At 61.8% G+C, this 11,582-nt stretch carries 12 protein-coding genes and 1 pseudogene; 6 read left to right on the plus strand and 7 right to left on the minus strand.

What is annotated here, in order from left to right; genetic code table 11:
- The first annotated feature begins 61 nt into the window (after window positions 1–61).
- Both earP and AB4O05_RS12960 read left to right on the plus strand, forming a co-directional pair.
- A pseudogene (gene earP, locus AB4O05_RS12955) lies at window positions 62–1,194 on the plus strand (elongation factor P maturation arginine rhamnosyltransferase EarP).
- A gap of 49 nt (window positions 1,195–1,243) precedes the next feature.
- Complete coding sequence (locus AB4O05_RS12960) at window positions 1,244–1,816, plus strand: elongation factor P (RefSeq protein WP_003172723.1); 573 nt, start codon at window positions 1,244–1,246, stop codon at window positions 1,814–1,816.
- A 66-nt stretch (window positions 1,817–1,882) separates the two neighbouring features.
- Here AB4O05_RS12960 and AB4O05_RS12965 read toward each other — a convergent pair whose 3' ends face one another.
- The 4 genes from AB4O05_RS12965 to AB4O05_RS12980 all read right to left on the minus strand — a co-directional run bounded on the left by AB4O05_RS12965 (window position 1,883) and on the right by AB4O05_RS12980 (window position 5,082).
- Window positions 1,883–2,899, minus strand: coding sequence for an alpha/beta hydrolase (locus tag AB4O05_RS12965; protein ID WP_460137164.1), 1,017 nt, complete (start codon window positions 2,897–2,899; stop codon window positions 1,883–1,885).
- 28 nt (window positions 2,900–2,927) lie between these two features.
- Window positions 2,928–3,347, minus strand: a complete 420-nt coding sequence (locus AB4O05_RS12970) for an organic hydroperoxide resistance protein (protein ID WP_010176159.1) — start codon at window positions 3,345–3,347, stop codon at window positions 2,928–2,930.
- Between the two features lie 251 nt (window positions 3,348–3,598).
- Window positions 3,599–4,051 (minus strand): MarR family winged helix-turn-helix transcriptional regulator, encoded by a 453-nt coding sequence (locus AB4O05_RS12975; protein WP_460137163.1) that lies wholly within the window; start codon window positions 4,049–4,051, stop codon window positions 3,599–3,601.
- 80 nt (window positions 4,052–4,131) lie between these two features.
- On the minus strand, window positions 4,132–5,082 hold the full coding sequence (locus AB4O05_RS12980) for a LysR family transcriptional regulator (RefSeq protein WP_460137162.1): 951 nt from the start codon (window positions 5,080–5,082) through the stop codon (window positions 4,132–4,134).
- 108 nt (window positions 5,083–5,190) lie between these two features.
- Between AB4O05_RS12980 and AB4O05_RS12985 the strand changes: the two genes are divergently transcribed.
- Window positions 5,191–5,940 carry a sulfite exporter TauE/SafE family protein gene (locus AB4O05_RS12985; RefSeq protein WP_460137161.1) on the plus strand — a complete coding sequence of 250 codons (750 nt, stop codon included), beginning with the start codon at window positions 5,191–5,193 and terminating at the stop codon, window positions 5,938–5,940.
- Here the strand turns inward: AB4O05_RS12985 and AB4O05_RS12990 are convergent.
- Window positions 5,930–6,784 carry a LysR family transcriptional regulator gene (locus AB4O05_RS12990; protein WP_460164888.1) on the minus strand — a complete coding sequence of 285 codons (855 nt, stop codon included), beginning with the start codon at window positions 6,782–6,784 and terminating at the stop codon, window positions 5,930–5,932. The genes AB4O05_RS12985 and AB4O05_RS12990 overlap by 11 nt on opposite strands.
- Before the next feature lie 96 nt (window positions 6,785–6,880).
- On the opposite strand from AB4O05_RS12990, the gene AB4O05_RS12995 reads away from it, so the two are divergent.
- Both AB4O05_RS12995 and AB4O05_RS13000 read left to right on the plus strand, forming a co-directional pair.
- Window positions 6,881–7,087, plus strand: coding sequence for a DUF1127 domain-containing protein (locus AB4O05_RS12995; protein ID WP_460137160.1), 207 nt, complete (start codon window positions 6,881–6,883; stop codon window positions 7,085–7,087).
- A 45-nt stretch (window positions 7,088–7,132) separates the two neighbouring features.
- On the plus strand, window positions 7,133–8,365 hold the full coding sequence (locus AB4O05_RS13000) for a winged helix-turn-helix domain-containing protein (RefSeq protein WP_460137159.1): 1,233 nt from the start codon (window positions 7,133–7,135) through the stop codon (window positions 8,363–8,365).
- Window positions 8,366–8,416: 51 nt separating this feature from the next.
- On the opposite strand, the gene AB4O05_RS13005 is transcribed toward AB4O05_RS13000, so the two are convergent.
- Window positions 8,417–9,763, minus strand: coding sequence for a class II 3-deoxy-7-phosphoheptulonate synthase (locus tag AB4O05_RS13005; protein ID WP_460137158.1), 1,347 nt, complete (start codon window positions 9,761–9,763; stop codon window positions 8,417–8,419).
- Between the two features lie 123 nt (window positions 9,764–9,886).
- On the opposite strand from AB4O05_RS13005, the gene AB4O05_RS13010 reads away from it, so the two are divergent.
- A complete protein-coding gene (locus AB4O05_RS13010) occupies window positions 9,887–10,642 on the plus strand; it encodes a spermidine synthase (RefSeq protein WP_460137157.1) in 756 nt (251 codons plus the stop codon).
- A gap of 95 nt (window positions 10,643–10,737) precedes the next feature.
- On the opposite strand, the gene AB4O05_RS13015 is transcribed toward AB4O05_RS13010, so the two are convergent.
- Complete coding sequence (locus AB4O05_RS13015) at window positions 10,738–11,529, minus strand: crotonase/enoyl-CoA hydratase family protein (protein WP_460137156.1); 792 nt, start codon at window positions 11,527–11,529, stop codon at window positions 10,738–10,740.
- Between the last annotated feature and the right edge of the window lie 53 nt (window positions 11,530–11,582).

Below are 11,582 nucleotides of genomic sequence, written 5' to 3' on the forward strand. Positions count from 1 at the left end.
CAAGTCTTCTGCATCGGGGCATTTATGCGGACAATCGAGCCTTTGAGCGTTGGAGCCCGGAATGAAAGCCCGCTGGGATATTTTTTGCAGCGTCGTCGACAACTTCGGCGACATCGGTGTGACCTGGCGTCTGGCTCGGCAATTGGTGGTGGAGCACAAGTGTGAGGTGCGTTTGTGGGTCGATGACCTGCGCGCCTTCGAGCGCATGTGCCCCGAGGTGGATGTGCGGCTTGACCAGCAGTGGCAGGAGGGCGTCGATGTGCGCCATTGGCCCGCCGAATGGGCGACAACGCCCGCGGCCGATGTGGTCATTGCCGCCTTCGCCTGCCAGTTGCCGCCTGACTATATGGAGGCCATGGCCCAGCGCGAACGCGTGCCCTTGTGGATGAACCTGGATTACCTGAGTGCCGAAGACTGGGTGGTGGGCTGCCATCGCCTGCCGTCGGTGAAGTTCAAGGGGGTGCAGAAGTACTTCTTTTTCCTGGCTTCAGGCCCGGTACCGGTGGGCTGTTGCGTGAGGCGGGGTTACTGGCGCAGCGTCAGGTTTTTCAGCAGGATGCGGCTGCACAGCGACAATTCCTGCAAACCCTGGGCGTGTTTCCGGCAGCGGGTGCGCGGTTATTCTCACTGTTCGCCTACGAAAATGCCGGCCTTGCCGGTTGGCTGGACGTATTGTCGACGGACGGGTGCGCCACTCATCTGGTGGTGCCGGAGGGACGCATCCTGGGTGACGTACAACGCTGGCTCGGTGTCGAGATGCTGGCAGCGGGGGATGTTCATCAGCGCGGCGCCCTGACTGTGCAGGTGCTGCCATTCGTGCGTCAGGAGCAATATGACCACTTGCTGTGGTGCTGCGACTTCAACGCCGTGCGTGGTGAAGACTCGTTCGTGCGCGCCCAGTGGGCCGGGCGGCCATTGCTGTGGCACATCTATCGCCAGGACGAGGACATCCACCTCGACAAGCTCGATGCCTTCCTGGCGCTGTACACCGCCGCCTTGTCACCGGCCGCGAAGGCTGCGCTGGTTGCGCTCTGGCAAGCCTGGAACACCGAGGGCGATATGGTGCTGCCATGGAAAATGCTGCTGGAACACTGGCCGGAGGTCAGCAGGCACGCACAAGCGTGGTGTCTGGAACAGGCCTTGCAGGCCGATCTTGCGACGGCGCTGGTACAGTTTTATGAAAGTTGGATATGATACGCGACCTTGATTTTTGTAAATCCCATCCAAATTTCGGATATACGCAATGAAAACTGGTAAAGAACTGAAACCCGGTACAGTGATCCGTCTCGAAAACGACCCTTGGCTGGTTCAGAAAGCTGAGTTCACCAAGTCTGGTCGTAACAGCGCAATCATGAAGACCAAGCTGAAGAACCTGCTGACCGGTTACAAGACCGAGATCGTCTACAGCGCCGATGACAAGCTGGACGACGTAATCCTCGACCGCAAGGAAGCGACCCTGTCCTTCATCAGCGGCGACACCTACACGTTCATGGACACCACCGACTACACCATGTACGAGCTGAACGCTGAAGATATCGAAGCCGTTCTGCCGTTCATCGAAGAAGGCATGGAAGACGTCTGCGAAGCTATTTTCTTCGAAGAGCGCCTGGTTTCCGTAGAGCTGCCAACCACCATCGTGCGTAAGGTCGCCTACACCGAAGGTTCCGCTCGCGGCGACACCTCGGGCAAAGTAATGAAGCCTGCCAAACTGAGCAATGGTACCGAATTGCAAGTAGCCGATTTCATCGAAATCGACGACCTGATCGAGATCGACACCCGTGAAGGTGGTTCGTACAAAGGTCGCGCCAAGAAGTAATTCTGGCCCTGCCGTACGACATAAAAAGCCCGACCTTGCGTCGGGCTTTTTCGTCGGTGCCTGTTTTTACTTCAAGTGTTGCTTCAGTTCATCCGATGCCTGCAGCAATGCCGAACGCACCGCTGGCACCTGGCTGACCACGTTGAGCAAACCGTAGTCGTGGATCATGCCGTTGTAGCGTACGGCGGTCACCGGCACGCCGGCCTGGTCCAGCTTGCGTGCATAGGCTTCGCCTTCGTCACGCAGCACGTCGGCTCCGGCGGTCTGGACCAGCGCGGGCGGCAGGCCCTTGAGTTGCTCGGTGGTGGCTCGCAGCGGCGAAGCGTAGATCTCGGCGCGCTGCTTGGCATCGGTGGTGTAGTTGTCCCAGAACCACTTCATCATGTTGCGGGTGAGGAAGTGCCCTTCGGCGTACTGATTGTAGGACGCGGTCTCGAAGCTGGCGTCTGTCACCGGCCACAGCAGCAGTTGGAACCTGATCGCCGGTGTGCCCTTGTCTTTGGCCATCAGGCTGACCACTGCCGCCATGTTGCCGCCAACACTGTTGCCGGCGACCGCCAGGCGCTTGCCATCGACATTGATCTCTTTGCCGTGCTCGGCCACCCACTTCGTCGCGGCGTAGGCCTGGTTGATCGCTACCGGGTAATGCGCCTCCGGGGAGGGGGTGTAGTTGACGAACACCGCCACCGCCCCCGAGCCCACCACCAGATCCCGCACCAGGCGTTCATGGGTGGGGTAATCCCCGAGCACCCAGCCGCCTCCGTGGAAGAACATGAACACTGGCAAAGTACCCTTGACCCCGGCCGGACGCACGATGGTCAGGTCCAGTGGCTTGCCATCGACCTGGATGGTCTTCTGGCTTATGTCCGCCGCTGGCAGGGTCAGCTTGACGCCAGCCTGGGCGCCGGTCAGCACAGCGCGTGCTTCCTTGGGCGTCAGTTGTTCCATCGGTTTGCCGGTGCCGGCGTTCAACACATCCAGGAACGCTTGGGTGTTGTGTTCAACGTCGCCGCTGGCGGCGAAAGCGTTGCTGATGGACAGGGCAAGAAGGGTGCCGGTAAGTGCTTTGCCAAGGGTGTTCATGTGCTTCTCCTTTGAGTCGCAGCTGAAGTTAGACGGTCACGTGCAGGCGCACATCGACGTTGCCACGGGTGGCGTTGGAGTACGGGCAGACTTGGTGGGCGGCGTCGACCAGGCTCTGCGCGTCGTCCTGGGCCAGGCCCGGCAGGCTGATGTGCAGGTCGATATCCAGGCCGAAACCGCCGGGGATCTGACCAATGCCGACATGGGCAGTGATTGAAGCGTCATCCGGGATTTTGCGTTTGGTCTGGCTGGCGACGAATTTCAGTGCGCCGATAAAGCAGGCCGAGTAACCGGCGGCGAACAGTTGTTCCGGGTTGGTCGCCTGGCCGCCGGCACCGCCCAGTTCCTTAGGGGTGGACAGTTTGACGTCGAGGATGTTGTCGCTGGAAACAGCGCGACCATCACGGCCGCCGGTGGCGGTGGCTACTGCGGTATAGAGCGTTTGCATGGGGGTTTCCTCTTTGGTTGTTAGCGCTAAATGTTTGCGCGCTAAGTAGTTGGTGAGGCGAATGTACAGCGCTAATGTTTTGCGCGCAAGATAAATATGGAAAATATTTTTATCGCTTGCTCTAAACCACTGTGGGAGGCCCCGCTACCTCTTCGACGTAGCGCTGTCGCGCAGCAAACTGCAATCCTGTGGCGAGCGGGCTTGCCACAGGTGTTCCCGTTTGCACTCCCGCATTTTCAGGATTTTGGCGTTTAGATCGCGTCCTGAAGATTGCGCCGCAACGCGAGCAAATCAGCTTGCAGCTTGCGCAACTGCTCCAGTTCCAGGCCGCTGGCGCCGAGAATGCACTGTGGAATGCCCATGGCCTTCTGCTGCAAGGCGCGGCCGGCATCGGTCAGTTCCACCACTACCACACGCTCGTCTTCACGGCTGCGGGTGCGACTGAGCAGGCCTTCGCCCTCCAGGCGCTTGAGCAATGGCGTGAGGGAGCCTGGATCCGTCAACAAGCGATTGCTGATTTCGCCGACGGTCAAACCATCTTCTTCCCATAGCACCATCATGGCCAGGTACTGCGGGTAAGTCAGGCCAAGGGCTTGCAGCAGGGGTTTGTAGACCTTGGTCATCAACAGCGAGGTGGAGTGCAGGGCGAAGCACAGCTGGTTGTCCAGCATCAGGGATTCGCAGGGGTCTGGATTCTTGCTCATGGCGGCGCCTTAAAAAAACGTGTCTGGCCTGGAATCTAGCGGGCAAATCTTTAATGCGCCAGGTAATTCTGGCCGAGCGGTCAGACCAGGCCGCTTTGCAAGGCGAGATCCCAGGGCGGTACCGGGCTGAAACGGGATTTGAGGTATTCGAGCAACAAGCGACTGCGTGCGTTGGGTTGCTGTTCCAGGCGCAAGGCATAGATCCCGGTGGTTTCCGGGCTTGGCAGGCCATTTTCGCAGAACAATGGCACCAGCTCGCCGCGCACCAGGTATTCACTGGCCAGCCAGGTGGGCAGATGGGCGATCCCCAGTCCGGCAAGGGCGCCAGACAACAGCGCTTCGGCGTTGTTGGCGCTCAGGCGTATACGCTGCGGACGGTAGCTGGCGCGGCGCCCGTCCAGCTCGAAGCGCCAGGCGAACATCGGCGCCAAACCATCCCAGTCCAGGCCGTCATGCTCGCTCAACTCCCGTGGATGAGTCGGTGTGCCACGGCTTTTCAGATAAGCCGGGCTGGCGCAGGCGATACGCACGATACTGGCCAGCGGCGTGGCGATCAGCCGCGTGTCGACAATATGCCCGGCACGCAATACCAGATCGACCTTGCCCAGGTGCGCGCCTTGCATGTCCACAAAGCTGTCGATCAGATGCAGGTGCACATCCAGCCCTGGGTACACATTCAGAAAGTCTGCAATGACCGGCGCCAGGTGGCGTCTGCCAAAGGCTGCCGGCGCGTCCACGCGGATCAGGCCCTCCGGCGCATGGCTCAGAGACACCGCTTCGGCCCGGGCCAACTGCAACTCACTGACAATCCGCCGCGCGCGCTCGGCAAATGCCAGGCCTGCGGGGGTTGGCACCACCGCGTGGGTGCTGCGCTGGAACAGGCGGCTGCCCACCGAACTTTCCAGGCTGTCGATGCGCCTCGCCACGGCCGAGGGCGTCAGCGGATGGCGCCGTGCGGCGGCGGAAAAGCTGCCGGTCTCCAGCACATCGAGAAACAGGCTCAGTTGGTCGGTGAGGGTGTTAGGGTTCATGAGTAGACGCTTATGCGAGATTGGCACAGCCATTGTGCGTTGCTGTGCGTTTCCGTACCAGAGCCGACTGCGTAGCATGCAAGGCCTGGGATTGAGGAGTAACGAGCGGTGCTGGATTTAGCGATGTACCTGATATTGGGCGCGGCCTTGGGCACGGTAGGTGGGTTGTTCGGCATTGGTGGCGGGCTGATTGCCATCCCCGTGCTCGGCGTATTGTTCGGCCTGGACCAACAGATTGCCCAAGGCACCGCGCTGGTCATGGTCGTACCCAACGTGATGCTCGCCTTGTGGCGTTATCATCAGCGCAACCGTATTGAGCTGCGCCACGCGTTGCCGCTTGGGGTGATGGGCTTCAGTTTTGCCTGGCTGGGTTCGATCTGGGCGGTGGGCCTGGATGCCGGCGCGATGCGTATCGGTTTTATCGTGTTCCTGGTGGTGTTGGCGGCCTACAACCTGTTGCGCATGTTCACTCGCAACGCGCCGCCGACCGCGCAGATGCGCTTTTCCTGGCCCTGGCTTGGGGTGTTGGGCGCCGCGGCCGGTTCCATGGGCGGCTTGTTCGGGGTCGGCGGCGCGGTCGTGGCCACGCCGGTACTGACCAGTATTTTCGGCACCTCTCAGGTGGTCGCCCAAGGCCTGTCCCTGGCCCTGGCGTTGCCCAGCACCGGCGTGACCCTGGTGACTTATGCCTGGCACCATGAGGTGGACTGGATGATCGGCCTACCCCTTGCAATCGGTGGCCTGCTCAGTATCAGTTGGGGCGTGAAAGTGGCCCACGCGCTGCCGGAACGCCTGTTGCGTGGCCTGTTCTGTGGCTTCCTGGTGCTGTGCGCGGTGATGCTGACCTTTAAAGTCTGAAACCCTCGACGATGTACTCCGCCAGGCATTCGGTGATCGGCGACGTCATTGCCGGGTTGCGCAGCAAGTGCAGGTTCATTGCCGGCAGCGGCGGGAAGCCCTGGTCGCTGCCCAGCACGCGCAGGTCTTGCGTCACCAGGCTTTCCATGCTGACCATCACTGCCAGGCCGGCGTTGACCACTGCCTGGATCGCCGCCACGTTGGTGCTGTGGTACGCCAGGCGATAATCCCGTCCAGCGGAGTCGAGTGCGGTGCACGCCCACTGGGTATAGACACAGTCGGTGCCGGACATCGCCAAGGGCAATGCCTCGTGTTCGTCCACGCAGAAACACGGCGCCGCCGCCCAGACCATGCGCTCGGTGCGCAACAACTCACCCAACTCCTTGCCGGGCTCGCGGCTCACAACCGTCAGTGCCAGGTCGCGTCGTTGCATCAGCACCAGTGACGATTCGCAGTGCAACTCGATCTGGATCAGTGGGTACGCCTTGGAAAACCGCTTGAGAATCCCCGGCAGGAAGCGCATCACATAGTCGTCCGGCGTGCCGATGCGCACCAGGCCCACCATGTGCGGCTCACGCAGGGTATTGAACACCTCGCTGTGCAGTTTCAGGATGCGCCGCGCATAACCCAGCAGCACCTGGCCCTCGGGCGTCAGCCGCACCTGGCGGCCGTCACGTTCGAACAGCTTGCGCTGCAACACGTCTTCTTCCAGGCGCTTCATCTGCATGCTCACCGCCGATTGAGTGCGGTTGACCAGTTCGCCAGCGCGGGTGAACCCCCCCTGGTCGGCGATGGCGACGAAGGTGCGCAGCACGTCGGTGTCGATACTCGGGTAGCTGGACATTGATCAATCTCTGAGATGTGTTGCATAAAAAACATTCGTTGGATTGATCATAAGGCCGGGCACACACTGGCGCCATCCCCACGGGAGGGCGAGAAGATGAAAGGTCAGAAAGGTTTTGTATTGCTGGCGACACGGCCGTTTGCCGGAGCGTTCCAAGCGATTGCGCGGTGGCAGACGCTGCACCGCGAACGCCAGATGCTGGCGCGCCTGAGCGATGACGCGCTCAAGGATATCGGCCTCAACCGTGCCGATGTACAGCTGGAGAGTCATCGGCATTTCTGGGAAGACCCGCTGCGAAAATGACCCAGGATGCAGTAGGGTAGGTCGCGTGCACTCAAGGAGATGTCCATGCCCGCCGACCTGTGTATTTCCCTCAAACAAGCTCGACGCATGGCGCTGGCAGCCCAGGGTTTTTCCGGGCGCCAGGCGCCGGCACTGATCAAGGCCGCACACCTCAACCGTCTGATCGAGCGCCTGGGCGTGCTGCAGATCGATTCCGTCAATGCCGTGGTGCGCTCTCACTACCTGCCGCTGTTTTCCCGGCTGGGCAGTTACTCCCCCTTGATACTTGAGCAGGCCGCCTGGAGCCAGGGGCGACGGCGCTCGTTGTTTGAGTATTGGGGGCATGAGGCGTCGTTGCTGCCTATGGCGCTGTATCCGTTGATGCGTTGGCGCATGGAGCGGGCACGGCAGGGGCAGGGCATCTATTCGCAGATGGCGCGTTTTGGGCGGGAGCAGCAGGCGATTATTCAGCGGGTGTTGAAAACCGTTGAACAACAGGGGGCTGTGGGGGCGGGGAGTTTGTCGACCCGTGAAGACCGCGCCGGCCCCTGGTGGGACTGGAGTGATGAAAAGCACGCGCTGGAATGGTTGTTTGCCGCCGGCCTGGTCACGGTCGCGGGGCGGCGAGGGTTCGAGCGGCTCTACGATTTACCCGAGCGTGTTATCCCTGGCGACCTCCTTCAACAAGCCCCTCTGACGGAGGCCGAGGCCCAGCGCGGTTTGCTGCTGCACAGCGCCACGGCCTTGGGCGTGGGCACCGAAAAAGACCTGCGTGATTACTTCCGCCTGGGCCCTGCCGACAGTCGCGCGCGCTTGGCTGAGTTGGTCGAGGACGGCCAGTTGCTGACCTGCCAGGTACAGGGCTGGAAGCAACCGGCGTACTGCCTGCCCGAGTCGAAAGTACCGCGCAACGTGAGGGCCAGCGCATTGCTGTCGCCTTTCGACTCGCTGATCTGGGAGCGCAGCCGAACCGAGCGCCTGTTTGATTTTCGCTACCGGTTGGAGATCTACACTCCGCAAGACAAACGGGTGTACGGCTACTACGTGCTGCCGTTTTTACATAACGAGCGCATTGCCGCACGGCTCGACCTGCGAGCCGAACGCGCCAATGGATGCCTGGCTGTGCATGCGGTGCACGAAGAGGAGTCGGGGCTGGATGAGGAGGGCATGCGCGCGCTGGCGCTGAACCTGCGGCAAATGGCGGATTGGCTGGGGCTGGAACAGGTCCGGCTCAATTGCCAACGGCCGAGTGCCGCGCGGTTACGGGCAGCGATGATCAGTATGGATGCCGGCTTGTAGGGCCTTATCGCGGGCTTGCCCGCGATGGCTTCAGTTCATTCGACAAACCTCTCAGCGTTTGACCTGCTTCAGCGTCTCGGCAATCAGGAACGCCAGTTCCAGCGACTGATCGGCGTTCATCCGTGGGTCGCAGTGGGTGTGGTAGCGGTCCGACAAGCCGTCTTCTGTGATCGGCCGGGCGCCGCCGATGCATTCGGTGACGTTCTGCCCGGTCATCTCGATATGAATCCCCCCGGCGTAGGTGCCCTCGGCCTGGTGCACCTGGAAGAACTCCTTCACTTCGCCAAGGATCTGTGCAAAGTCGCGGGTCTTGTAGCCGCTGCTGGCCTTGATGGTGTTGCCGTGCATCGGGTCCGAACTCCACAGCACCTGCTTGCCTTCGCGTTGCACCGCACGAATCAGCGCCGGCAGGTGGTCGCCGACCTTGCCTGCGCCCATGCGCGCGATCAGGTTGAGGCGGCCGGGGTCGTTGTCTGGATTGAGGATGTCGATCAGCCGGATCAGGTCGTCCGGGTTCATGCTCGGCCCGACCTTGACGCCAATCGGGTTATTCACCCCGCTCAGGAACTCCACGTGGGCGCCGTCCAACTGACGGGTACGGTCGCCGATCCACAGCATGTGCGCCGAGCAGTCGTAGTAGTCGTTGGTCAGGCTGTCGCGGCGCACAAAGGCTTGCTCGTAGTTGAGCAGCAGCGCTTCGTGGGCAGTGAAGAAGCTGGTCTCGCGCAATTGTGGCGAGCTGTCCATGCCGCAGGCGCGCATGAAGGCCAGGGTTTCGTCGATGCGGTCGGCCAACTGGCTGTATTTCTCGGCCAGGGCGGAGTTGGCGATAAAGTCCAGGTTCCACTTGTGCACCTGGTGCAGGTCGGCAAAACCGCCCTGGGCAAAGGCGCGCAACAGGTTGAGGGTGGCGGTGGACTGGTGATAGGACTGCAGCAGGCGGTCCGGGTCCGGCACGCGGCTTTTCTCGTCGAAGCCGATACCGTTGACGATATCGCCACGGTAGGCGGGCAGGGTGATGCCATCGAGGGTTTCGTCGTTGGCCGAGCGCGGCTTGGCGAACTGGCCGGCCATGCGCCCGACCTTCACCACCGGGCAGCCGGCGGCGAAGGTCATCACGATCGCCATCTGCAACAGCACCTTGAAGGTGTCGCGGATTTTCGCAGCAGAGAACTCGGCGAAGCTCTCGGCGCAATCGCCGCCCTGCAGCAGGAAGGCGCGACCCTGGGTCACCTCGGAAAACTGACGGCGCAACTCACGGGCTTCCCCGGCAAACACCAGCGGTGGGTAACTGGCCAGGCTCTGCTCCACCTGGAGCAGGTGTGCGGCGTCCGGGTACTGGGGTTGTTGCTGGATCGGCAGGGCGCGCCAGCTTTCGGGGCTCCAGGGTTGGCTCATCGTGAACTCGATTGGGTGGTTGACGGTCGGGGCCCATGTTATCAGCAATTAGTGCGTGACCTGTTGCCGCCGGTTGGCCGACAATCGCGCCTTTGCCCTGCAGCAAGCCCGTTAGGAGTAGTGATGACAGAGGAGCGTGTCGAGCGCGTGTTGGCCGAGGTCCATGATGACTTCGGCATGATCCGTGTGCTCGAAGTGGCCGATTACCGTTTTCTCGAGTTCGGCGACGCCATCGAGCAAAGCTGCGTGTTCACCGCCGACCCGAGCTGGCTGGAGTACGACTACACCCGCGCGATGCTGATCGGCGCGTTGGGCCACGAACAGCCGGAGAGCGCGTTGTTCCTCGGTCTGGGCGCTGGCACATTGACGCAGGCCTGTCTCAAGTTCCTGCCGCTGGAAGACGTCGAAGCCATCGAGCTGCGTCCAGACGTACCGCGCCTGGCCATCGAGTTCCTGGGCCTGGACGATGACCCGCGGCTGTACATCCGCATCGGCGATGCCCTGGAGTTGCTGGACACCGCCGAGTCGGCCGACCTGATCTTTGTCGACCTCTACACCGATGTGGGCCCCGGCGTCGGGCACCTGGCCTGGACCTTCCTGGAAAACTGTCAGAAGAAACTCAACCCCGGTGGCTGGCTGGTGATCAACCAGTGGGCCACCGACGACGGCAAACCGCTGGGAGCGGCGTTGCTGCGCGGGTTGTATCACCGGCATTACTGGGAGTTGCCGGTGAAGGAGGGCAATGTGATTCTGTTGGTGCCTTCTGAGCTGGATCAGGTATTGGACCTGGATGCGTTGTCGACCCGCGCGCAAGCCTTGGCTCCGCGCCTGGGCTATTCGTTGCAATCGTTGATCAAGGCGATTCGCCCGGCGACCTAGGTGATTGTTCTGACGCCGTCGCGAGCAAGTCCACCTTTGCAGTGCGCTCCCAATGTGGGAGCGGGCTTGCTCGCGAAGAGGCTGGTACTGCCAACTCAAATACCCTTGAATATCCCCGGCCGCTTTTCAAGCATCGCGCGCACGCCTTCCCTGGCGTCTTCGCTGTTAAACAATTTATCCACCATCGGCGGCAACGCGGCGGCCGCCACCGTCTCGCCTTCCATGTGTGCCAAACGCGCCGACATCAAGGTGGCCTGTACGCCGAGCGGAGCCTGGCGCGCGATGCGGCTGGCCAGTTCGACGGCGCGCGGCAGCAGGTCTTCGCTGGCCATCACCTCTTGTACCAGCCCCAGGCGCAGGGCTTCGTGGGCGTCGAACTCATCGCCGGTGAGCAGCCAGCGCATCGCGTTGCCCCAGCCGGCAATCTGATGAAAGTGCAATGTTGCGCCGCCAAACGGAAAGATCCCACGCTGCACTTCCATCTGAGCAAAACGGGTGTTGCTCGCGCAGAGATTGATATCCGCAGCCAGCATCAGCTCGATACCGATGGTCAAGCAGTAGCCCTGGGCCGCCACGATTACCGGTTTGCTCACCCGCGGCCCGGCGAACACACCCCATGGATCGCAACCCCCCTGCGGCGGTTGCCAGCCGCCGGCCATCGTCGCGCTGACGTTGGCCAGGTCCAGCCCGGCGGTGAAGTGGTCGCCATGCGCGAAAACCACCGCCACCCGCGCCTGGTCATTTCGATCAAATTCGCCATAAGCCAGGCTCAGTTCATTGAGCAGGTCCAGGTCGAAGGCATTGCGCTTGGCCACGCGGTCCAGGCCCAACAGCAGAACATGGCCCTGAAGTTCACGGCTGACGCGGCTGCTGCTGGCTTGATTCATCGGGTGTGCCCTCGAGTGCGGGAAGGGTTTCAGACCAAAGGGGCCTGATGGTT

Source organism: Pseudomonas sp. S1_G07 (assembly GCF_054668565.1).

Bases quoted from the DNA above. Each gene is read 5' to 3' on its own strand.
- AB4O05_RS12960 (WP_003172723.1), top strand. From the start codon at position 1,244: ATGAAAACTGGTAAAGAACTGAAACCCGGTACAGTGATCCGTCTCGAA.
- AB4O05_RS12965 (WP_460137164.1), bottom strand. From the start codon at position 2,899: ATGAACACCCTTGGCAAAGCACTTACCGGCACCCTTCTTGCCCTGTCC.
- AB4O05_RS12970 (WP_010176159.1), bottom strand. From the start codon at position 3,347: ATGCAAACGCTCTATACCGCAGTAGCCACCGCCACCGGCGGCCGTGAT.
- AB4O05_RS12975 (WP_460137163.1), bottom strand. From the start codon at position 4,051: ATGAGCAAGAATCCAGACCCCTGCGAATCCCTGATGCTGGACAACCAG.
- AB4O05_RS12980 (WP_460137162.1), bottom strand. From the start codon at position 5,082: ATGAACCCTAACACCCTCACCGACCAACTGAGCCTGTTTCTCGATGTG.
- AB4O05_RS12990 (WP_460164888.1), bottom strand. From the start codon at position 6,784: ATGTCCAGCTACCCGAGTATCGACACCGACGTGCTGCGCACCTTCGTC.
- AB4O05_RS12995 (WP_460137160.1), top strand. From the start codon at position 6,881: ATGAAAGGTCAGAAAGGTTTTGTATTGCTGGCGACACGGCCGTTTGCC.
- AB4O05_RS13000 (WP_460137159.1), top strand. From the start codon at position 7,133: ATGCCCGCCGACCTGTGTATTTCCCTCAAACAAGCTCGACGCATGGCG.
- AB4O05_RS13005 (WP_460137158.1), bottom strand. From the start codon at position 9,763: ATGAGCCAACCCTGGAGCCCCGAAAGCTGGCGCGCCCTGCCGATCCAG.
- AB4O05_RS13010 (WP_460137157.1), top strand. From the start codon at position 9,887: ATGACAGAGGAGCGTGTCGAGCGCGTGTTGGCCGAGGTCCATGATGAC.
- AB4O05_RS13015 (WP_460137156.1), bottom strand. From the start codon at position 11,529: ATGAATCAAGCCAGCAGCAGCCGCGTCAGCCGTGAACTTCAGGGCCAT.